The organism is Catenibacterium sp. CAG:290 (assembly GCF_000437715.1).
GTDB classification, from domain to species: Bacteria; Bacillota_I; Bacilli_A; order Erysipelotrichales; family Coprobacillaceae; genus Catenibacterium; species Catenibacterium mitsuoka_A.
The window spans coordinates 1-24,714 of sequence record NZ_FR898798.1; the positions used below are offsets into that span (position 1 = coordinate 1).

A 24,714-nucleotide genomic window follows, 5' to 3' on the forward strand; every position below is an offset into this window, starting at 1 on the left:
GTTCAAAATTACACAACCCTAAAACTCAAATTCAAAAAATTAGATAGTATTTTCCGATTTAAAGCTAGAATTCTTTTCAGGATCACGACTCCCTAGTCACTTTGAACCTCTTCTATTTTATCATAATCTTCACATAAATCTTCATCTATTATATATTTTCTAAAAGCAATAGAATCAACTTCCCTATTTTTATTCTCTATAAACAACAAATGAAGATGCTTATAATTCTTATACTTGATCAATTCCATCAATTCTTCATCATCTAAATAATCAAAGCAATTATATAAAACCAGCACTGGCTTTTTTACTAGTTCAGTAACTAGTTCTACATAATTCATTAGCCTATCATAAAGCTTTTCTTCTGCTTTTCTTGATATCTTTAAAGATACTGCCTTTAAATAGTTTTCAATAGTTAAATCATTTTTATAGTCAAATTCCAGATTGTAATCTTCAAGTTCATTTTCTAATATAGCGCTAAGATCATCAACTAACTCTTGATATCTCATGCATTTCTCTTCATCAGAAGTGATACTTTTGCTTATTTGTGAATAGATTTCTTTTAATAGATTCTTATCATTAAAATCTATTTTATAGAGATCTGTTATCAATAATATATTAGTAGTAATATTCTTTTCCCCATCAATAACTAATAATTCTGTACTTTTATTTTTATCATATAGGATAGATGATAATAAACTTAAAATATGAGCATAAAACTTATGATTCTTTATAATCAAAACAGTATTATCCTGATCGGTAAAGTCTATTTCTTCAAATCCCATAATTCTTAGTTTCATAGGACTATCAGCCTTTCTTCGCTATCCTCTTTAAGAGTCTGCTTACTACCACAAATATATTCTATCGATGCAAATTGTTTCTCTGTGATTATGAGAACTTCTACATCTCCAGCACTAGGTTTATTATCCCTAATCCTTTTTACTTGAGCTTTCACAATAGAGTTATTTAAAGCCAATTTACAATAAACACTCTCTTGCATCATCACAAATCCATCATTAATAAGCAATTTTCTAAACAATCTATATTCTTTCTGATCTTTATATGTAAGCGTAGGCAAATCAAAAAATACAATAATCCTCATATATCTATAGCTCATATTCAAAAAACTCTAGATAACTAACATCTTTCTTTTCAATCGCCTTAATTACACTTTTTACATATATCGATATCGCATTAGAAACATACTGATTACTATTTTTTATTCTAACTTTATGATTTAATACGTCCACCAATTTAAGTCTCATAGAACCATCAAATATCTCATCACAGTTCTCTCTTACTATTTTGTCTACTAACGGTCTAAATGGTTCCATTAAATCGGACGACAAATTAAATGGATTAAACTCATTACAATGTTTTATTCCTAGCTGTGTTAAATAGCCATTTAGCACAAGTTCCTTATTAAATTGTGATAACAAAATTGAATATCCATAATTCAAAGATGCATTGATATCACTCTTTGATGTTCTTGTAAAATCTACGCCAAACAAGTCATCAAAATATACTTTAGCAGCATGCCCTTCTCTATTAGTCGAATCAAATAATCTGATCTGATCAACATACTTATATAGTTTCTTTGATCCATCTTCATCATAGTTCTCTAATAGTTTAGCTTGGTTCTTAATCTTTTCTTTGATTATTGCAGTCCAAACCTCTTTGGCATAATCATAATCCCAGTTTATTTGTTGGCGTACTCTTTTACTAGAATTATGACACCCATAATATGACATCACTTCACCTACAGGATTTCTTTTTTCATCACAAAATACAATTTTAATCTTCCTACTTAGTAACTCGTTTACTAAGTAGGAAGTAATGGCAACAGCAGTACTACTTATAAGAATAGTATTTATTTCAGATAAGTGAATCATATGTACTTCATCACTTCTTACTATTAGATACCCATTCTTATAAGTAAGTTTTGATTTGCTGTCTATAACTACTGTTCGCCAGCTCATAATTTGTATTTTTTAGTGTATATTCCTGTTGGTGACTGAGAGACAAATGTTACTCTCTCTAAATCTAAACTCATTTTATTCTTTCTTCCAATTCTATCTCCCACATTAAAATCTGCATATTGAATTTTTCCGTTTCTTGGTCCTCTATGCATAATAATCAACATCTGCTTTATAATGTCTGCTTTTTCTTCTTTAGAAACAGCCACATAATCTTCAGTCATGCTTTCAAACTTTTCTGCAATACTTTGATATGCTGGATATAATGCTTTCATTTTATTAATTAGTTCAATATACAATTGAATCATCAAAACATCATCCAAATTATCACAATCTTGTTTATAGATTGCATTATATATGTCTGCAATCAATGCACACTGCTTTTCATTTAAAACAAGTTGTCTTCCGTTCACAAATTCAATTGGTGATGTTAATAAATATTCCCCACCATCCATTTCAATCATTTGATTAACTGGAATACTATCTTTAATAATTTTCACATCAGTTAAATTTTCCTTTTCCTCTATGTACTTTATTTTTTCATCAAGAGAAGCCGCTTTTAAATGTAAGGGTACACCAGATATTTTCTTTACTAATTTAGTTTTCTTTCCCCTTTTTTTCTTTCCTTCTATCGCAACAATCACGTACTGTAATCCACTAAATCCACCATACTTATTAACATCTTTACGATTCTTATTAACAGGAATCACTGCTTCTGTAGTTCCTTTAGGAGAATGTGCATCATTAGGAAGAACAGTCAAATTAAACATCTGTCCACTCTTTTGATCTAATTTAGTTGTACAATAACAATCCTTATAATAGAAACACTTTCTTATTTCATTAATAATATCCGGATTCCAGATAAGTTCACCATCCACTTCATATGGATAGTTCATACTATTAATCACAAAACCATCTTTCCATCTCTTCTTATCATTCTTATTCTTTCTAAACATCTTCATGTATTCAGAATAAACAGCTTTAGAATCATGCATATTAGGATATCTATCACGCATAAATCCACCAATTAATGCCACAATATAAGCATCATGTGCATGATGATAATCGTTAATGTCTCTATTCTTATAAATATGATTCTTGACTCTAAATTCATGAGATAAGTTTGCTCGAATAGCTGCAACTTTAGTTGTAGAATAATGGTCTTCAATAATCTGAGTAACATTCTTTGTAATCTGTCTTGTTTCCACCAACTGTCTATTAATAAATCTTTCTTCATCTCTTTCTGTATATTCAGTTTTGATTAAAGAATAGAATTTCTTAGGACTAATTAATTCATGATCAAACAATAATTTCCAGAAACTATTCATCTTTACACGAATGTCAGAAGGGACAACCAAATCATCTAATTTTCTCTGGTTCTCGCTAGGCACTACTAAAACTCTATTATCAAAACTATCATCCTTAACAAGAGACTGAGGCACAATATGGTCAATCTGATACTTATCTAATGAATCAATATCTAGTTTTTTACCAGAATACATACATTTACCTAACTGGGTAAAGTATAAGAATAAACTATCAGAAGAAATCTTCTTTGTGTTATCAAAACCTTTTAATTCTTCTAATACAGTCTTGTATTCAACTTTTGTTTGTTCATCTAAATCTTTATACACATTTTCTAGTTTCTTAATCTTAGATTCTGTTCTTTCTTTAGTTTCTTCAGATCTTTCAAATTCGATATAGATATATTTTGGTCTACATTTCATTACTTTAGTAATTTCTTCTACAATCTGTAATGACTGCCAAATACCTCTCTTTAGTGCTGGTGAACCTGCTAATCTTTGTACTTCCTTATAAGTAAATTTACCATCTTCAGGACAAGAAGCTGCAGCTTCAATCATCTGTGCATATCCCAAATCTCTATCATTAATGATTTCCATCAAGTTTAAACGAGACATTTCTAAAACATCTAACACTGTGACACTGCTACCAAATTTATTATCTGCAACAATACCATCAAGTAGTTTCTTTGATAATCTTGACCAATCCTTATACTTTAATTTTAGAATCTGTTTAATCTTGTCATCTGGTAATGCATATTTTTTCTTTAATCTACGCTTCATGATTTTCTTATCTTCAAATACAGTCAAATCATAGATAATGTCTTCGATGAGATCAAAATTAGACTGATTAATCTCTCCAAAGATATTTGTGAAATCAATCCATGGAGTCAATGAAGTTGAGAATTGATTTTCTTTCTGGAACCCTTTTATTTCTGCATTCTTATTACAACATTGATTATTCACTAACCAGTTCTTTAATTTCTTTTCAGTAACTGTCTTATTGTTCATGAAAAGCTCATTATATATGTCATTCTTAATATCTACTTCTAAAAGCTTATCATCTACTCTAATCTTGTTTAATTCATTGTAGACCTCATATTTTGATACAATAAGTGAATTTTTAGGTAATACCTCTTCATCAGGGAAATACGTACAATAACTTCTCATACGCTTAATAAATCCTTCAGCAGTTGCATCCACATCCACAATATCTTGATAGTTCCAAGGCAATATTCTCTGGTTTTCTTTTCCTTCTAATCGCTTTATCCATGCATGTTCACTAGTTTCATTTAATGGTCCAAAATAGTAAGGAATTTTAAATGTTAAGATAGATAGTAGTTGTTCTCTTTTTTCCTTTAATACTGGATAGTATTTTGCCTGATTATCTATAATCTTAATCATTTCATCAAGCTGCATCTGATAAGGTACAGATCCATTAGTACGTGAATTCTGTTTTAATAAGAAGTTTTCTAATTCAATATCATGTAAAATCTGTTTAGCTTCTGGTGTATCAACCTTTTCAATGCACTTCTTTACATACTTATAGAATTCATCTACAGGCGCTTTAGATGGGTGATTAATATAATTATAATATCCCTTCAATTTCTCACTATCATTTCTGAACATGTCAAAATATTTTTTAGGAACATTATCTTTAATACATTTTTTTAATAACTGTAAATCTTCATGATGCTTGTTATAACGACTTACCATTGCTTCAGAAATAGACGCATTATAAGTATGCGTTGCACCCATAATAGTCTGTAACTCAACCCAGCTATAGATATTATGCAAAGAATCAATAAACTCTACATATTCCCCTAAATCATTTTCAACTTCACTAAATTGATCATCATAATTAGAGTCAGAAAACTTAAGTTTAATTTCAGAATCTCCCTGCTTAATAGGTTCACATAAAATCATCTTAGTAACATTCATTTTATTTCCAGCTATACCAGTTACTAATTCTTTATATGCACTCTTAAAGTCTTTCTCTGGTGCAATTAAAGCCATAACTTCATCAACCTTTGCTTTCTTTGATAATGGCTTCTTTAATATTTCTAATATTTCTAGATTCTTCTTTTCATCATCCTCATAAGGAATATTGTTGAAATCGGCAAATTGTGTAAATACATCTGACAACCTATCTTCAATATTTGATGCATCCATATTAAATTTCTGACCTTCATATAAGAAGTTTCCTCTATATTTAACGATGTGGTGCAATGCTAAATAAATAAGTCTTGGATCAGCTTTTTCAGTTGATTCACACAATGCCTTTCTTAAGTGATAAATAGTAGGATACTTATGATAATAAGTATAATCATTAAAATCTTCATCAATAAACAAGTTATAATTGTCCTTATAATCTGCTCCTAAATAATTAGCTTTATCTTCTTCATCTAAAAAAGAAGTGTGCTCTAGTCTAATAAAGAAAGTTGGATCATTCTCTAAAACCATATCTTGCAAAATAGCTCTTAATAATCTAATTCTCTCTCTTCTCTTATTGTATCTTCTACGTATAGATCTACTAGCTCTTCTATTAGCTGCTGTTTCTGCATTACTAAATAATCTAGATCCCCATAGATGTTTCCCATTTCTTTTCATAAGTCTATGGTTCATGTCCACAACGGCCCATCCTACAGACCCTGTTCCTAAATCTAGTCCAATACAATAATCTACAATATTTTGGCTCATACCTTGACATCCTCCTAAAAAGTGATTATGCTAATAGTGTCGAAACAAATAGTTTTGATACAGTTCAAAATAACACAACGAGTTAAAATAAAGCTTATGCTTAAATGTCGGGTTTCCCGATTGTCATTTAGATGACGTATCAAATGCTACTTCGGTAGCATTTTTTATTTGTCTTTTTTTACTATTAACATCTGAATTTATTTACTCCTTTATTATAACTCTTTTAAATAATTATGTTAACAGTTAGCCCTCCGACAGCGCCTTTTTAGAGGCACTTACTAATTTTTTCTTTTTTTATTTATAAATTTCTCATTATTTCTGTTAAAAAATTTAAAAATACATTCAAAATGAACAGATGCTCTCCTAAAATGTAAAGCTAAATTCCACTTAAACATAAAGAAGTTGAATTTACTCTTATAGTGGAAGTTACCCTTACACTTTTCTACTACAAATATGTAAAGTTGGTTCAAAACATAAAAAAAGATCACCTTTGGTGATCATGGTAAGGAAATCGGATTTTGGTATGAGCTATTCCCTTACCCATTCATTACTATACACTACTTTCTTATTTTATGCACCTTTTTGCAGTTTTAGAAAAAACTATTAAAAAAAGATTTAGTGGTATGCCACTAAATCCCCTTTCTGTATAAGCTATAGCTATATCCAAAACATAGTAAACTAGATATAAGTATAATACCTAAACCAATAAACATATAACCTAACATACTAAAGATAATATACAACATTCCACTCAATACAAACACATAACCAGAAAATCTATGTGTACGTGACCAGTTCTCATCACTATTTAATGCCCATGAAGTACGAATACCTATAGTGTAGTTTCTTTTTATTTTAGGTAAGTAATTACCTAAAATAATAAAGATGAAGCCTATTACTATATTCATAATAAACGTGATATCAAAACGATAGCCTAGACTATATGTAATAATAAGTAGAGTCACCATCAAACATATAACTGGGCAGATCATTAATATGATTCTTAATCCTACTTCTGGTATATTACTCTTTTTAGGATCCTTAAATGTCATGAAGGTACAGAATATATGAAGCAATAACATAAACGCCCACACACCATATAAACCTAAGAACTTATTCATATACCCATCAGGTGTACCATGAAAATCAAAGTGTGTTGCAACTTGTGCAGGTAACTTATTATAAGTCACTAATATACATACAAGTGGCAACAGAAATAATACCAAACTAAACTTAAACCATTTATTCTTCAACATCATCATTTCCTCCTAAAAAAGACTTAAAATACAACAACATTTCTTCAAACACAGTCGCATTAATTTCGTAATAAATATAATTCTTATCTTTTTCTTCTCTTACTAAGTCTGCAGATTTTAATATCGATAAGTGATATGAGACAGTTGCCTGTGTCATATCAAATTGTGCGGCGATATCTCCTGCAGACATCCTTCCTTTCTTTAATAAGTTAAGAATATCTCTTCTTACTGGTGCACTGAGTGCTTTAAATGTTTTCTCAAACATATGTTCACCACCTATTTAGATAACTTTCTAAATAGATTATACAATAAACATCAAGAAATGCAATACCTATTTAGAAATATTTCTAAATAGGTATTAAAAGAAAAGAGGCCTAAGCCTCTTTAATGAATGGATCTCTCCAGAATACGATTAATAGATAGATTGTCATAACGACCCAGATGAATGGTTCACAGAAGATGACAGCCATATATTTAAAGACTGGAATAAGTGCGAATACGAAGATAATCTTACCGACTAATTCAATAATACTAGATACAAGTGGTAACATCTTCTGTCCAATACCTTGCAAGGCAAATCTTGTCTGCATTAATATACCTAATACTGCATAGTTAGGGGCTACAATACGTAAGTAAAGTGACCCATTGTATAAGACTGTCTTGTCCGTTGTACCAGAAATCCATGTTACAAGTGTAGGGGCACTTAATAATAGAATAATGGTTGCGATTGCGGCTACAATGACATCATAGACATACATCTGTTTCATACCTTTGCGAATGCGTGATACATTTTCTGCACCTTTGTTTTGAGATACAAATGTACTTGCGGCTTGAGCCATGGCAGTAAATGGCATGTTAAAGAACATATAAAGTTTTCTTGCAGCAGTATGACCTGCAATGATCTGTTTGCTTCCTAAACCATTGATACCTGACTGTAAGATAACTGAACCGGCATTAACAATCGCACTCATAACAGCCATAGAGTATCCCTGACCTAATAGTTCTTTATAAAGAGCTGCATCAAATTTAAAATGTCTCTTTTCTGGTACGAGTAATGGGACATTCTTAAAGATATAAATCAAACAGAATACGACTGATACCCCCTGGGCAATAACTGTCGCAACTGCTGCTCCTCTAACACCCATATGAAGCTGTGTGATAAAGAATAAGTCTAAACCAATATTTAATACTGATGATATGATTAAGAATACTAAAGGCATTAAACTATTCCCTATAGCACGTAATAAGCCTGCACATAGATTATAGGCAAACATAACGACTAAAAATTGTACAATCACAATAATATAACTATAAGCTTCATTGAGTAAGTCCGGTGATACATTGATTGCTATAAGTAATGGTTTAATTCCAATAGAGGCAATAATAGTAATCACAATAGAAGATATAATACCAATCACAAAACTCGCTGCAACTGATTTCTTTAATAGTTCTTCATCTCCTGAACCATAGCTTCTTGCAGTGACAATAGATAACCCATTCCCAATACCTAACGCAAAACCTACTAATAAGTCATAGACCGCTGCACATGAACCAATGGCAGAAAGTGATGTCATTCCTAAAGTATTTCCTACAATGGCAGTATCCATTGTGTTATAGAATTGCTGGAAGATGTTTGATATAAGAATCGGAATCATAAAGATAACTAAACTCTTAAATATTGAACCTTCCAACATATTGACTGATGTTTTCTTTTTATCCACAATAATTTCTCCCTTCTTTTTCTATGTTATTCTAACACAAATTAATATTTATAATTTATAACTAACAGATTATGAAAACACTTTACTACTCGGTAGTACCTCTCGGTCAAGTATTTATGGTAGAATATGTACGGTGATATAAATGAAAACAATAAAATTATATGATGAAATGCCTTATAGTACAGATTTCAAGGCAACAGTAATAGAAGTAAATAAGAATGAAATCATTCTTGACCAGACACTTTTCTTTCCTGAGGAAGGTGGTCAGGAATGTGATCTAGGGACTATTAATGATATTCCTGTTAAGGATGTACAAATCAAGAATGATGTGATTATCCATTATGTTAAGAAGCATCACTTCAATGTAGGAGATACAATAGAAGGCCATATCGATTGGAAGAGACGTTATTCTTTTATGCAGAATCATACAGGAGAACATCTTCTTTCTGGTATTGTGCATAGTATGTATGGTTATGATAATGTGAGTTTCCATCTCAATAGTGAAGAAGGACAAGTAGAATATGATGGTGATATCAAGGATATAGGTTTAATAGAAGAAAAAGTGAATCAAGCAATCTATGAGAATAAAGAGATTCATTGTTTCTATCCTGATGATTTAGAGAGTGTCTCTTATCGTTCTAAGAAAGAGATTGAAGGTAAAGTACGTATTGTAGAGATCGAAGATTATGATATATGTGCATGTTGTGCACCCCATGTAAAAAGAACAGGTGAATTAGGCGTATTCAAGATCATCAAAGTGATTCATACAACTAGAGGGACACGTTTTATATTCTTATTTGGGGAACGTGCTTATCATCGTTTCAAGGATGATTTTGATCATCTTGAATCACTTTACCATCTTTTCTCTTCCAACAATCAAACACTTGTAAAACAAGTCAATAAGATGTATGAAGAAAAAACAGCTTTAGAAGTCAAATATGCACAACTAGAGAAAGAACATATGCTTTCTTTATGTGAGAATGCTTATTTATTTGTAGAAGACTGTTTACCTGTAAATCAAAGAGAAGTGACTAATCACCTAGTCAATGTTTATAGTACAGGTGGTGTATTTGTAGGAAATGATGAGAAAGGTTATCGTTATGTCATAGGTTCTACATCAAATGCATTAGATATATTAACACAATTAAAAAGCCTTAAAAGCAAAGGTGGAGGATCAAAGGATATGATCCAGGGATTTACCCCTGCTTCTAAGACTGAGTTGCTTAAAGCCCTCTCTTAGGGCTTTTTATAATACTTGATTAAGGCTTGTGTACCTAAGTCACCATAGCCTTCTTTTTCTAATTCCTGATAGTTTCTTAATACTGTTTCTAATACATTAAGTGTAATGTTTGATTCTTTGGCTTCTTCATCAGCTAACTTCATATCTTTAATAAAGTGTTTCATAAAGAATCCTGGTTGATAATCAGCCTTTAAGATCTTAGGTCCAAAAGCATCTAACTGATGACTTCCTGCTGCACCAGTAGACACAGACTTTAATAAAACATCTAAATCCAAACCTTTACTAGATGCATATGTGAGTGCTTCACATACACCAGACAATGCCCCTGCAATCATGATCTGATTGGCCATCTTTGCATGCTGTCCTGAACCACTAGGACCCTGATAATTAATATTAGTACCCATGGTTTCAAATAAAGGAAGACATGCTTCATAATCTTCTTTGTCTCCTCCTACAAGAATAGAAAGAGTCGCATTCTTTGCGCCTGTATCTCCACCAGTGACTGGTGCATCTAATACGTGGAGATTTCTCTTTTTACCTTCTTCATATATTCTTTGATCAAGTGTAGGTGATGTAGTCGTCATATCAATAAGATATGTACCTTCCTTTACTGAATCTAGAATGTTGTTGTCATTAAAATAAACTTCTTCCACATCCTGTGGAAAACCTACAATAGTCATGACTGCATCTACATCTTTCACGCAATCATGAATAGTAGAATGGAGTGTAGCCCCCTTCTCTACTAAAGAAGTCACCTTTTCTGGATGTCTTGCATAAATATGCATTTCATAACCTGCATCCATTAAATGACCTGCCATAGGCAACCCCATGATACCTAAACCAATAAATCCAATCTTTTTCATTTTATATCTCCTCCTCTATATATTAATCAATAATCCATCTTCATTTTCAATCATCTTCTGTATTGTCTTCATGACCCCATCATGATCATTATCTTCTTGGGTCACAAAACGTGCTTTACTTTGTATAAAGTGATCTGCATTCTTCATCGCAAAACTATAATAAGCATGTGTGAACATCGATAGATCATTATCAGAATCCCCAAATACCATTGTTTCTTCTTCTGATATACTTAATGTCTTTTGTAAGAAGACAACACTATCTGCTTTAGATTGTCCCTTCTTATTAATATCAATCCAACAGTCTCCTGATGGCTTCACTTCAAAACCTTTAATACAAGACAAAGGACCTTCCAAACAGTTCTTCACTGGATCCATAGGGTCACAGACTGTAATCTTGAATATATCATCATCAATATCTTCCATTGTATCTACATAAGTAATATTAAAGTGAATTGTATGCTTACTTATAAGTTCCTTATCTTTATTGAATGCATACATAGCCTTCTTACCACTTAACATAGGAGCCGTGCCTTTAAGCGTATTCACATAGTTTGTAAGCTTATATACATCTTCCTGGTTCATATAGTCTGCAAGTAACGTATCTCCGTTATGTTGTATATAGCCACCATTTTCAGCCATAAGGTAAATAGTTTTATTTCCCTCAAAATACTTTCTCACTTCTCCCATCTGTCTTCCAGATGAAATCGCAAAAATGATATTTCTATCATACAATTCCTTATATATTTGATTAAAATGTGGAGGTAAATTCTTCTGATTATCCAACAAAGTACCGTCCATATCACAAATAATCATCTTAATTTGTGTAAAATTCATACTTTTTCACCTCAAAATGCATTATATCACTATTTTCGTACTAGACCAAAAAGTTAGGTTATGTTAATATGTGGGCGGTGATGAAAAAATGTCTAAATATCAAGAAGTTGTGGAAGATATTATCCGCAAAATAGAAAAAAATGAATATACTGATAAGCTGCCAACAGAAGATCAGTTAATTGAACAGTATCAAGTAAGTAGAAATACTATTAGAAATGCGATACGTACTTTAAAGAAACAAGGTACTCTATTCTCTATTCAGGGAAGTGGTGTATTTGTACGTCATACAAGAGATGATGATTCTTTATGGATGAATGGTTCATGTGGTATTACTGAGAATGCCCCACGTCATAAGATTACTACTGATGTCAAGGGATTCCATATTATGATGGCTGGAGAAGAACTATCAAAACGTATGCAATGTGAACTTACTACACCTATCTATTATATTGAAAGAGTAAGAAAGATGGATGGTGTACCAATGGCTATTGAGTATACATACTATAATAAGGATCTTGTGCCTTCACTTGATCGTCGTATTGCGAGTCAGTCAATCTATAGTTATATTAAGAATGATTTAAAGTTAAGTATTGGTTTTGCAGATAAGTATTTCCATGTTAAACAGTTAAGTGCACAGGAAGCTTCTATTCTAGGATTAGAAGAAGGTAGTCCAGCATTAGAAGTAGAAGATTATGTACATCTTTCTAATGGACAGTTATTTAATGTATCACGTATTGTGTATAACTATAAGACAACTCATTTCTATGCATCTAATGTAGATTAAGAAAAAAAGAACCTCGCAGGGTTCTTTTTCTTATCTAGAGGCAACATGCAGTGAGGAACAATCCGGATTATATATTCGCAGTATTTAGGAATGACAATAAGTTGATAGGCATTAATTAAGAAATGGTTTTATAATATTTTGTCCTTCTGCAATTTTAAGCAGTCATTTATTTGCGTTCTAGATTCTATGGGTATTATAGTACGTATGCGCTTGCATTTCAATATTAATACTAATAATTTTTATATATTTTTTAATTTCAGTAATGAATAAAGGAGATTTTTAGTATGAAATGGTTGATTTTTATCATTATTATGATACAGACAGGATATAGATTTGTATTAGATGGTATCAAGAATAAACAAAGAAAGAAACCATTACCTATTGAAGTGAGTGATATATATGATAAGAAGCGTTATGCATCTTTCTTAAGTTATGAGAAAGATTATGATCATATGAAGTTATGTAATAGGATGTTTACAGTATTAGTGTATGTATTCTATTTGTTCTCTCCTTTTTTATCTTATATAGATACACTTCCATTAAATGTATATACACGTTTCTTTGTGACAGTGCTTAGTATCTCTTTGATCAATAGAGTTGTAAGTATATGCTTTGATTATTATGCCACATTTAAAATAGAGGAGAAGTATGGCAAGAATAAGAAGACAAAAGAAGTGTTTATAAAAGATGAAGTCGTAGAAACAGTTTTAGACTTCATTCTTTCTTTCATCCTTTATATTCCTTGTCTTTATATTCTTGAACATATTGACGAATGGACAAACCACTTCTCTATTACTTATGTACAATCACTTATGTTATGTTTAGGACTGTTAGGCATTTGTTTGATCCTCTATTTAATTATCTTAAGTATCAGTTATATGTATCTAAGAGTACAATATACATTTACTGAATTAGAAGACAATGAACTAAGACACAAGATAGAAGAACTGATGAAGGATTGTCCTAAGAAAGTGAAACATATTAAAGTATACAATGAATCCAAGAAATCCACTGGTAAGAATGCCTTCTTATTAAAGATGTTGTGGTATAAGGAATTTGGAATTGCAGATAACTTTCTTGATGAGAATTCTGAAAGAGAACTACTTGCAGTCTTATCTCATGAAATAGGACATCTCAAACATAAGAAGAATATCTTTAACTATATGAAGTATATTGTATTATGCATTCTATTTATATTTGTAGTCTATATGATTCCTCATGGAGAGTTATGTATCGTCTTATCAGAAAGAGTATTAGAGAGCTTTGGACTTATTCATATGAACTATGATGTGATCTTTACATGTTTAGGTGTAATCATCTCCCCTATTATGTATATATGTTCTCTTTATGTGAATTATGTATCAAGAAGAGAAGAGTATGAAGCAGATGATCAGGCAGTACATAATGGTTATGGAGAAGAATTAATTACTACATTTAAGCGTATTTCTAGTGATGAACTCATAGATGTGTATCCTGCAGACTTTATTGAATATACTTCTTATGATCATCCAGGTATGTATCATCGTATTAAGCATATCCAAGAAGAAATTATCACAAGAAAGCCGTAAAGGCTTTCTTTTTATTATGCCATTTCGCTTTAATGAAGTTATATTATGCTATTTTTCGTATATTCATAAATTTCACAAACATTTTACAACTTTATTAACAATTTTTCTTTACAATGATAAAAATATTTTGTAATATAGTTTCACTTATATAGGAGGTGTGTGCATGAACAAAGGTTTATATGATTCATCTTTTGAACATGATAACTGTGGTATTGGTGCAGTTGTTAATATCAAAGGTGTAAAAACGCATATGACAGTATCAAATGCGTTAAAGATTGTAGAACAGTTAGAGCATAGAGCAGGTAAGGATGCAAAGGGAGAAACAGGTGATGGTGTTGGTATCCTCACACAGATTCCTTATACATTCTTTAAGAAGAGTGTAAAGGATTTCCAGTTACCTAAGGAAGGTCATTATGGTGTAGGTCAGTTCTTCTTCCCTATGAATGAACTAGAAAGACATCAGGCTATGACTATGTTTGAAAAGATTATTACTAAGGAAGGTATGACTTTCCTCGGATGGAGAAAGGTAGAAACACATAAAGAGGTATTAGGTACTAAAGCGATTGATGCGATGCCTTATATTATGCAGGGTTTTGTAAAGAAACCTGATGATTGTGAAGCAGGTCTTCCTTTTGATCGTCTTCTTTATCAAGCAAGAAGAATTTTTGAACAGAGTAATGAAAATACTTATGTATGTTCATTATCTAGCCGTACTATTGTATATAAAGGTATGTTCCTTGTAGGACAGTTAAGAAGTTTCTTTAGTGATTTACAGGATGAAGATTATAAGAGTGCGATTGCATTAGTACATTCTCGTTTCTCTACTAATACAAATCCATCATGGCAAAGAGCACATCCAAACCGCTTTATTGTCCACAATGGTGAAATTAATACAATTAGAGGTAATGCGAACAACATGCTTTCTCGTGAAGAAAACATGAAATGTGATGTATTAGATACAGAAAAGGTATTCCCTGTTGTAGATGTAAATGGTTCAGATTCTGCAATGTTAGATAACACATTAGAATTCTTAGTTATGAGTGGTATGGAACTTCCTCGTGCTGTTATGATGTGTATTCCAGAACCATGGGAAAACAATCCTTCTATGTCTAAAAAGAAAAAGGACTTCTATGCTTATAACGCTACAGTCATGGAACCTTGGGATGGACCAGCTTCTATTTTATTCTCTGATGGTGAATTAATGGGTGCTGTACTTGATAGAAATGGTTTAAGACCTTCTCGTTATTATATTACTAAAGACTCTTATTTAATCTTATCTTCTGAAGTAGGTTCTTTAGATGTTCCTACAGAAGATATTGTGGTTAAGGATCGTTTACGTCCTGGTAAGATGCTTCTTGTAGATACTAAGAAGGGAGTTCTTATTAATGATGACGAATTAAAGGACTATTATGCACAAAAGGAACCTTATGGTGAATGGCTTGATTCACATCTCACATACTTAAAGGATTTAAAGATTCCTAATGAAAGAGTAGAAGTCATTAGTGATGAAAAGCTAGAAACATTACAGACTGCTTTTGGTTATAAATATGAAGATATTAAAGACTATATTATTCCAATGGCTACTAATGGTAATGAACCTATTATCGCTATGGGTAATGATGCCCCTCTTGCGGCAATGAGTACTATGCATCAGCCACTCTTTAATTACTTTAAACAGTTATTTGCCCAGGTAACTAACCCTCCTATCGATTCTATTCGTGAAGAGATTGTCACATCTACTTCATTAGATATTGGTACTGAAGGAAATATCTTAAATGATTCACCTGATAACTGTCGTTTATTACATATTCATAATCCTATTCTTACAAATACAGATATTCTTAAGTTAAAACATCTTCATACAGATGATTTTGAAAGTGAAACTGTTTCTACACTTTATTATAAGAATACATCTCTTAAGAAAGCTTTAGATCATCTCTTTATTGAAGTAGATAAAGCATATCATCGTGGTGCAAACATTATTATTCTTTCAGACCGTGGTGTAGATGATAACCATTGTGCTATTCCAGCATTACTTGCAGTTGCAAGTGTTAACTCTTATTTAGTACGTACTAAGAAGAGAATGAAGATGGCTTTAATTATTGAATCTGGTGAAACAAGAGAAGTACATCATTTTGCGACATTACTTGGTTATGGTGCAAGTGCTATTAATGCCTATCTTGTTCAAGATACAATTCATCAGGCTGTAGAAGATGGCTTATTGGAAAAGGATTACTATGCTGCAGTAGAAGATTATAATCATGCTGTACTTTCTGGTATTGTTAAGATTGCTTCTAAGATGGGTATTTCTACTTTACAGTCTTATCGTGGTTCTCAGAACTTTGAAGCCATTGGTATTTCTAAAGAAGTTATTGATACATACTTCCCTCATACAGTAAGTAGAGTTGAAGGTATTACTTTAAAGGATATTGAAGCTGATATAAATGCATTACATAATCAGGCTTTTGATCCTCTTGGATATGATGTAAATCCTACACTTGATTCTGGAGGATTCCATAAAGAAAGAAGTCATAAAGAAAACCATCTTTATAACCCTAAGACAATTCACTTATTACAGCAGGCTACACGTTTAGGTGATTATAAGTTATTTAAGGAATTCTCTGAAACTATTACTCAGGAAGAAGAAGGTATTAACTTACGTGGTTTATTAGACTTTGACTTCAGTAAGAGAAAACCTATCCCTCTAGAAGAAGTAGAACCTGTAGAAAACATTGTGAAACGTTTTAAGACAGGTGCTATGAGTTATGGTTCTATTTCTAAAGAAGCGCATGAAACAATGGCTATCGCAATGAATAGATTACATGGTAAGAGTAACTCAGGTGAAGGTGGAGAAGATGCAGAACGTTTTGTCACTCGCCCTAATGGTGATTCTACATGTTCAGCTATTAAACAGGTAGCGAGTGGTCGTTTTGGTGTCACAAGTGAATACTTATGTTCTGCTAGTGAAATACAGATCAAGATGGCTCAGGGTGCAAAACCTGGTGAAGGTGGACACTTACCTGCAGGTAAGGTTTATCCTTGGATTGCGAAGACTCGTCACAGTACTCCAGGTGTATCACTTATTTCACCACCACCTCATCATGATATTTATTCTATTGAAGACTTAGCTCAGTTAATCTATGACTTAAAGAATGCGAATGAAGCAGCACGTATTAGTGTTAAGTTAGTATCTGAAGCAGGTGTTGGTACTATTGCCTCAGGTGTTGCGAAAGCGGGTGCTCAGGTTATTCTTATTTCTGGTTATGATGGTGGTACTGGTGCAGCACCTAGAAACTCAGTTTATAGTGCAGGTCTTCCTTGGGAATTAGGTCTTGCGGAAGCACATCAGACATTAATCATGAATGATTTAAGAGATCGTGTCGTAATCGAAACAGATGGTAAATTATTAACTGGTAGAGATCTTGCGATTGCATGTTTACTTGGTGCAGAAGAATATGGTTTTGCGACAGCACCACTTATTACTATGGGATGCGTTATGATGCGTGTATGTAACTTAGATACATGTCCTGTAGGTGTTGCAACTCAGAACCCTATCTTACGTAAGAGATTTACAGGTAAACCTGAATATGTAGTAAACTTCATGAAGTTTGTTGCAGAAGAAATGCGTGAATATATGGCTCAGCTAGGATTTAGAACAATCGATGAAATGGTTGGTCATACTGACTTATTAAAGAAGAAGGATATTGCGGATCAATATCATATAGACTTATCTAAGATCTTAGATAGCACATATGCAAACGATGCACATAACTGCTTTAATCCAGCTCATGTATATGACTTCAAATTAAATGAAGTACTTGATACAAAGGTATTATTAAAGACATTAGAACAGGCTCTCAAGTCTCATAAGAAGACAGAAGTATCTGTAGAAGTATCTAATACAGACCGTTCATTTGGTACTATCTTAGGTTCTCATATGACTAAGACTTTAGGTGATTTTGTAGAAGATGACTTAATTACAGTACATGCATTTGGTGCAGGTGGTCAGAGCTTTGGTGCCTTTATTCCTAAGGGATTAACACTTGAATTAACAGGTGATTCTAATGACTACTTAGGTAAAGGTTTATCTGGTGGTAAGATTATTGTGAAGACACCTCATGAAGCTACATTCAAGGCTGAAGACAATATTATTATTGGTAACGTTGCTTTATATGGTGCAACAAGTGGTGAAGCTTATATCAATGGTGTTGCTGGTGAACGTTTCTGCGTAAGAAACTCTGGTGCTAAGGCTGTTGTAGAAGGTGTCGGTGACCATGCATTAGAATATATGACAGGTGGTTTAGTTGTTATTTTAGGTGAAACAGATAGAAACGTTGCTGCTGGTATGAGTGGCGGTATTGCGTATATCTATGATCCAAATAATGATTTATATGAAAAACTAAATGGTGCACTTGTAGAATATTCTGAAGTCAATAAGCCATATGATATTAAGACAGTAAGAGAATTAATTGAAAATCATTATAAGTATACTGGCTCAGAGAAAGCCAAGATGTTCTTAGATGATTTCAAGACATATATTGGTAAGTTTAAGAAGATCATTCCACATGATTATAAGAAGATGATGGATCTGATTGCTTATTATCAGTCACAGGGTCTAGATGAAGATCAGGCTAAGGTAGAAGCATTTAATGCAGCTATGAAAGGAGGAAAATAGTCATGGGTAAGAAAACTGGATTTTTAGATTATGCACGTGAGACATCTTATGAGGTTCCTCCTACAGAACGTATTAAGAACTTCGATGAATTCCATATCCCTTTGTCTACTAAAGAACAGCAGAAACAGGGTGCAAGATGTATGGACTGTGGTATTCCGTTTTGTCAATACGGCCAGAAGATTAAAGGTATGTTTTCTGGCTGTCCTTTAAATAATTTAATTCCTGAATGGAATGATTTAGTATTTAAAGGTAAGTATGAACAGGCTCATAAACGTTTAAAGAAGACAAATAACTTCCCAGAATTCACTTCTAGAGTATGTCCTGCATTATGTGAAAAAGCATGTACATGTTCTTTAGATGGTGATGCTGTATCAGTCAAAGAGAATGAACATGCGATTATTGAATATGCTTATGAACATCTATTAGAAGAACCAAAACCACCAATAAAGCGTGTTGGTAAAAAGATTGCGGTTATTGGTTCAGGTCCTGCTGGTTTAGCTGCTGCAGATACACTTAATCAACGTGGTTATAATTGTGATGTATATGAAAGAGAAGATCGTTTAGGTGGACTATTAATGTATGGTATTCCTAATATGAAGATTGAGAAGAATATCATTGATCGTCGTATTTATAAGATGACTGCAGAAGGTGTAAAGTTCTTTACGAATAAAGACATTACAACTAAGAAACAGGCAAAAGAATTATTAAGTAAATACGATGCAGTTATTCTTGCAGTAGGTGCTAAGGAACCTAGAGATATTAATGTACCTGGTAGAGAAGGTAATAATATTCTATTCGCTGTAGACTATTTAACTCAGGTGACTAAGTCATTATTAAATAGTGAATTCAAGGATGGACAGTATCCTAATGCGAAAGGTAAGAATGTATTAGTCATCGGTGGTGGTGATACAGGAAATGACTGTGTTGGTACAGCTATTAGACATGGTGCAAAGTCTGTATTACAGCTAGAAATGATGTCTGAACCACCACTTGTAAGAGCGGATTCTAATCCATGGCCAGAATGGCCTTTAGTCAAGAAAACTGATTATGGACAGGAAGAAAACATTGCAGTATTTGGTGAAGATCCTCGTGTTTATAATAGTACAGTAAAAGAATTTATTCTTGATAGTAAGGGTAATGTAAAACAGGCTGTGATTGTAAAACTACAGACTGTAGTGAAAGATGGTCGTCGTTCATTTGAACAGGTACCTGGTAGTGAAAAGACAGTACCTTGTGATCTTGTGCTTATTGCAGCAGGATTTATTGGGGCACAGAAGCCAGTCATTAATGCATTTGGTGTAGAATTAGATGCAAGAAATACTGTAAAATGTGATGAAAATGATCATCATACGAATATTAGTAAGTTATATAGTGCAGGTGATGTCCGTAGAGGTCAGTCTTTAGTCGTATGGGCTATTAGAGAAGGCCGTGACGTTGCGAAGCAGGTAGACTTTGATTTAATGGGATATACAGGGTTATAAAATACGGAGGTTGCAACTTAATTGTTGCAACCGCTTTTTGTATGTTAGAATAAATACAGGAGGTACATTTTATGGATCAACTCAATTTCATATTTACTAAAAATAGTTTTCATATTGATGAAGCGAAAGATTCAGCATGGGCTGAATTGTTTAAAGAGAATAAGTATACAGCTCTTTATGAGTTGGGCTTTAAAAATAATTTGAAAGGACTGACTCCAAGTGCTTTTTATTTATATCAATTATCACAGAAGTTTATTGAAGTATTGAGTCGTAGTCCTGAATTAGAAGTTGCAAGAGAAGAGACAATCATAGAATTATCTGATGACGATTTAGATTATCTTATGTCCATGATTCCATTTGCGATTGGTACAGAATATATCAATGAGAGATGGATTAAAAATATTATTAAACATTTAAATGAACAATTTAAAAAGGATATGACATCCTATAAAGGTACAGTTCAAATGTATCTTCAAGAAAAGTCTCAGGATTTAAAAGCTGCAAAAAGAATTTATTTTCATTTAGTAGAGAATGAAGAAGATACTGAGTTTCCTTTCGCATTTCTTGCCACATATGCAACAAAAGATGTAGAAAATAGAATTGTCCATATGCCTTTAAAACATGCACTTATTGAATATAAGAATGATCAGAAACAATTATTAGATCTATTATCATGTCTCAATGATGTCGCACAGAAAATAGGTTTAATTGCGAAATTCATGGAAACAGGTGATTTGTTTCATCCTATCCGATTAACAAGTCAAGAAGCTTATACTTTACTTAAAAGTGTTCCGGATATTGAAGCATCTGGTATTAAGTGTAGAGTACCGAACTGGTGGAAGAAGAAGTATTCTTCAGTTAAGATTAATGTGAATATTGGAGAAAAGAAGCCTTCTCTATTAGGTTTTGAATCTATTTTATCAGCACAACCTTCACTCATAGTAAATGGACATGCATTGACTAAAAAAGAAATCAGCGAATTATTAAAGATGGAAGAAGGTCTTGGCTGGTTAAAGGGTCAATGGGTAGAAATCAATCATAATAAACTCCAACAGCTTCTTGAACAGATGGAAAAATATGATGGTACAATCACTTTAAAAGAAGCTCTCACAAAGACATATATATCTGATGAAGATAATGTAGATGTGGATTTAGGTGTACAGATATCTAATGGTAAGTGGTTAAGAGAGACTTTAGGACAGTTAAAGAACCCATCAAAGATTAGAAATAAGGCTAAGCCTAAGTATTTAAAGGCCACACTTCGTCCTTATCAGAAGAATGGTTATAATTGGCTGAATCAAATGAATGATTTGGGTTTTGGTGCCTGTCTTGCAGATGATATGGGATTAGGTAAGACAATACAGGTTATTTCTTTCTTAGAGAAGATGTATGAGAATAATAAAGAAAGTCATGTGTTATTGATTGTGCCTGCATCCTTGCTTGGTAACTGGTCAAAGGAAATAGATAAGTTTGCGCCTCGTATGACATATCATATACTTCATGGTAAGACAAATATTTTAGATGAAGATTGTTTTGCGACTATTACAACATATGGAATGGCTCTTCGCAATGAATATCTACAGGAACGTGTATGGGATTGTTTGATTTTAGATGAAGCACAGGCTATAAAGAATCCAGGTACTAAACAGACAAGAGCTATTAAGAAGATTCCTAGCAAAATGCGTATTGCGATGACAGGGACTCCGATTGAAAATGATTTATCTAATTTATGGTCTTTATTTGATTTCTTAAATAAAGGATTATTAGGAAGTGCTACAGATTTTAAGAACTATACAAAGAAAGTACAAGCCCATCCTGAATATATAACTAAATTAAAGATGATGGTTTCCCCTTTTATTTTAAGACGTTTAAAAACAGATAAATCTATTATTTCTGATTTACCTGACAAGATGGAAATTACTGAACATGTAGATCTCTCTAAGAGACAGATTGTCTTATATCGTAAGGAAGTAGAAAAGGCAGAAGATTTAATACTAGAATCAGAAGGAATGGAACGTAGAGGTGTTGTATTAGGTTTACTTACAAGACTTAAACAGATTTGTAATCATCCTGATCAGTTTATTCATGATACGAACTTCAATCCAAAAGATAGTGGTAAGTATGCGATGTTGAAAAAATTATGTGAAACAATCTATGAGAAGAGAGAAAGAGTATTGGTATTTACGCAATATAAGGAAATGTGTGAACCATTATCAGATTATCTAGAATCTATATTCCATAAGAAGGGATATATTATTCATGGTGGTATTCCTGCCAAGAAACGTACAGAGATTGTAGACAAATTCAATAATGAAGATGAGTATGTCCCTTATATTGTGTTATCACTTAAAGCGGCTGGTACAGGACTTAATCTTACTGCCGCAAATCATGTGATTCATTTTGACCGCTGGTGGAATCCAGCTGTAGAAAATCAGGCAAGTGATAGAGCATATCGTATTGGACAGACAAAAGAAGTCTTTGTGCATAAGCTTGTTTCAAATGGGACAATTGAGGAAAAGATTAATCAGATCATTGAATCAAAACAGGAACTCGCTGAATCTATTCTTGCGACTGGACAGGAAAAATGGATTACTGAAATGGATACAAAAGAATTATTGGATTTATTCAGATTGGATGTGTAGCCTATGGGAAGATATTGGAAAACAAGTATGCAATATTCACAGATCAGTGTGGGAGAACTACAGAGAAAAGCCCAACAAAGTGTGAATGATGCGAAAAGTAAAGGGAAAGAAATGCACCCAATAGTGATTGAAGGTAGACAAATCGCAAAGAGCTGGTGGGGTATTGCCTGGTGTCAGAATATCGAACAATATGCCGATTATTCCAGCCGTCTCGCACGTGGAAAAAGATATGTGAAAACAGGTGCTGTTATTGATTTACAGATTGTGAAAGGTAAAGTAAAAGCACGTGTACAAGGTACACGAAGAACACCTTATAAGGTAGAAATTAATATCAGCCCGCTTAAAGAAGATGTATGTGAAGAGATTATAGATCAATGCAGTTCACAGATTCAGAATCTCCAACAGCTTCTCAATGGAGAATTTCCCGAAGACTTAAAAGATCTATTCTTATCAAAACATGGTTTGTTTCCTTCTCAAAGAGAAATTAGTTTTAATTGCAGCTGTCCTGACTGGGCTATTATGTGTAAACATGTCGCTGCAGTACTTTATGGTATAGGTGCTAAATTAGATGAGAATCCGTTCTTGTTTTTTGAACTCAGAGGTATTGATGTCAATAAACTTGTAGATGTGACAATTAAAGACCATGTAGACTCTTTATTAAAACATGCAGATATGCCTGTGACAGATAGAGTTATGGATGATTCATGTATTGAAACATTGTTTGGATTAAAGTAAACACTCAAAAAGGTTATTCGGATGACGAATAACCTTTTAATATTTCCTGAAGAATTGACATTCCTCATCATTACATTGTGTTGCTTCCTTGAGTTTTATATTACAATGGAAGACATGATTGAGAGGTTTGTCCCCTACATAATATTTATATATATGAGGGACATTATGATGAGTCAGTACTTGACTCATTGTGAGCGCATCTTCTACTAAGAAGTCCCCTTCTGCTGTCATCACAAAGCATGGAGGGAAGTCTGAAGTAATATATTGTTTTGGATTGATTGCTTTAAATTCTTCTTCTGTTCCTCCATTTGGCAGATATTCTTTCATAAGTTCTCCTGTCGATTCTAATTCAGGCGTGATGTTATAAGCACCACAATTTAATGCGAGTGCATTAAATCGAAAGCCTTCTGGTACTTTAAAGTCATAGGTAGAAGCATATTCCTTATTTGTAAGAATAGATGCATAGAGAACTAGTAAATGCGCTCCTGCAGAATCTCCTACACCATATATATGTTCTGTATCTAAAAAATAATCCTTTGCATAATTCATGATCCAATGAACAACTTGATTCATATCTTCAAGAGGTGCAGGATGTTTGAATTCTGGTGCGAGACGATAAGTAAAGTTAATAACCGCAAAACCTCTTTCTGCAAGGCTCATGCAATAATATTGATATCTTTCCTTATCTCCATATATCCAACCTCCACCATGGAAACTAATAATAATAGGAAGTTTTTCTTTTTCTTCTTTAGGAATATAGAGATCCATTGTATTCCATTCTGGATCATCACCATAAAGAATATTATCAAATCGTTGAACTGTGTCAGGTGTAGTCAAACCTTCATCTCTGATATCGTCCCCTTCTTTGAACTGTTTTCTAATTGTATCAGTAAGTATAGACATACCTTAACCCCCTCGTATAATATGTACGTAATCAGTTA

17 protein-coding genes are annotated in these 24,714 nt (G+C 32.7%); 7 read left to right on the plus strand and 10 right to left on the minus strand.

The features are described from left to right. Nucleotides 1-92: 92 nt before the first annotated feature. The 7 genes from csn2 to QVO42_RS04040 form a co-directional block, all read right to left on the minus strand. Nucleotides 93-797, minus strand: coding sequence for a type II-A CRISPR-associated protein Csn2 (gene csn2, locus QVO42_RS04010; protein ID WP_022424886.1), 705 nt, complete (start codon nt 795-797; stop codon nt 93-95). Beyond that, entirely contained in the window at nt 794-1,099 is a 306-nt protein-coding gene (gene cas2 / locus QVO42_RS04015) for a CRISPR-associated endonuclease Cas2 (RefSeq protein WP_022424887.1), read from the minus strand. The genes csn2 and cas2 overlap by 4 nt, the downstream gene beginning before the upstream one ends. Before the next feature lie 4 nt (nt 1,100-1,103). Next, nucleotides 1,104-1,976, minus strand: a complete 873-nt coding sequence (gene cas1, locus QVO42_RS04020; protein WP_022424888.1) for a type II CRISPR-associated endonuclease Cas1 — start codon at nt 1,974-1,976, stop codon at nt 1,104-1,106. Further along, on the minus strand, nt 1,973-5,974 hold the full coding sequence (gene cas9 / locus QVO42_RS04025; protein ID WP_022424889.1) for a type II CRISPR RNA-guided endonuclease Cas9: 4,002 nt from the start codon (nt 5,972-5,974) through the stop codon (nt 1,973-1,975). Before cas9 ends, cas1 begins: the two co-directional genes overlap by 4 nt. A 629-nt stretch (nt 5,975-6,603) precedes the next feature. Beyond that, nucleotides 6,604-7,230 carry an SdpI family protein gene (locus QVO42_RS04030; protein WP_288163795.1) on the minus strand — a complete coding sequence of 209 codons (627 nt, stop codon included), beginning with the start codon at nt 7,228-7,230 and terminating at the stop codon, nt 6,604-6,606. Then, nucleotides 7,217-7,495, minus strand: coding sequence for an autorepressor SdpR family transcription factor (locus tag QVO42_RS04035; RefSeq protein ID WP_006506773.1), 279 nt, complete (start codon nt 7,493-7,495; stop codon nt 7,217-7,219). Before QVO42_RS04035 ends, QVO42_RS04030 begins: the two co-directional genes overlap by 14 nt. 109 nt (nt 7,496-7,604) lie before the next feature. Next, entirely contained in the window at nt 7,605-8,951 is a 1,347-nt protein-coding gene (locus QVO42_RS04040) for an MATE family efflux transporter (RefSeq protein WP_022424891.1), read from the minus strand. 142 nt (nt 8,952-9,093) lie between these two features. Here QVO42_RS04040 and QVO42_RS04045 point away from each other — a divergent pair, with 142 nt between their 5' ends. Continuing rightward, a complete protein-coding gene (locus QVO42_RS04045) occupies nt 9,094-10,191 on the plus strand; it encodes an alanyl-tRNA editing protein (RefSeq protein WP_022424892.1) in 1,098 nt (365 codons plus the stop codon). On the opposite strand, the gene QVO42_RS04050 is transcribed toward QVO42_RS04045, so the two are convergent. After that, the gene (locus QVO42_RS04050) at nt 10,188-11,054 is read right to left on the minus strand and encodes an NAD(P)-dependent oxidoreductase (protein WP_022424893.1); all 867 of its coding nucleotides are present in this window, start codon (nt 11,052-11,054) and stop codon (nt 10,188-10,190) included. The two genes, QVO42_RS04045 and QVO42_RS04050, sit on opposite strands and share 4 nt — an antisense overlap. A 15-nt stretch (nt 11,055-11,069) precedes the next feature. Continuing rightward, a complete protein-coding gene (locus tag QVO42_RS04055) occupies nt 11,070-11,888 on the minus strand; it encodes an HAD family hydrolase (RefSeq protein ID WP_022424894.1) in 819 nt (272 codons plus the stop codon). 88 nt (nt 11,889-11,976) lie between these two features. On the opposite strand from QVO42_RS04055, the gene QVO42_RS04060 reads away from it, so the two are divergent. The 6 genes from QVO42_RS04060 to QVO42_RS04085 all read left to right on the plus strand — a co-directional run bounded on the left by QVO42_RS04060 (nt 11,977) and on the right by QVO42_RS04085 (nt 23,773). Next, a complete protein-coding gene (locus QVO42_RS04060) occupies nt 11,977-12,672 on the plus strand; it encodes a GntR family transcriptional regulator (RefSeq protein WP_022424895.1) in 696 nt (231 codons plus the stop codon). 284 nt (nt 12,673-12,956) lie between these two features. Continuing rightward, nucleotides 12,957-14,240 (plus strand): M48 family metalloprotease, encoded by a 1,284-nt coding sequence (locus QVO42_RS04065; protein ID WP_022424896.1) that lies wholly within the window; start codon nt 12,957-12,959, stop codon nt 14,238-14,240. A 163-nt stretch (nt 14,241-14,403) separates the two neighbouring features. Next, entirely contained in the window at nt 14,404-18,915 is a 4,512-nt protein-coding gene (gene gltB / locus QVO42_RS04070; RefSeq protein WP_022424897.1) for a glutamate synthase large subunit, read from the plus strand. A 2-nt stretch (nt 18,916-18,917) separates the two neighbouring features. Further along, complete coding sequence (locus QVO42_RS04075) at nt 18,918-20,396, plus strand: glutamate synthase subunit beta (RefSeq protein ID WP_006506782.1); 1,479 nt, start codon at nt 18,918-18,920, stop codon at nt 20,394-20,396. 71 nt (nt 20,397-20,467) lie between these two features. Next, on the plus strand, nt 20,468-23,038 hold the full coding sequence (locus tag QVO42_RS04080; protein WP_022424898.1) for a DEAD/DEAH box helicase: 2,571 nt from the start codon (nt 20,468-20,470) through the stop codon (nt 23,036-23,038). A gap of 3 nt (nt 23,039-23,041) precedes the next feature. Then, nucleotides 23,042-23,773, plus strand: a complete 732-nt coding sequence (locus QVO42_RS04085; protein WP_022424899.1) for an SWIM zinc finger family protein — start codon at nt 23,042-23,044, stop codon at nt 23,771-23,773. A 36-nt stretch (nt 23,774-23,809) separates the two neighbouring features. Here QVO42_RS04085 and QVO42_RS04090 read toward each other — a convergent pair whose 3' ends face one another. Beyond that, nucleotides 23,810-24,676, minus strand: coding sequence for an alpha/beta hydrolase (locus tag QVO42_RS04090; RefSeq protein ID WP_022424900.1), 867 nt, complete (start codon nt 24,674-24,676; stop codon nt 23,810-23,812). Nucleotides 24,677-24,714: the final 38 nt, after the last annotated feature.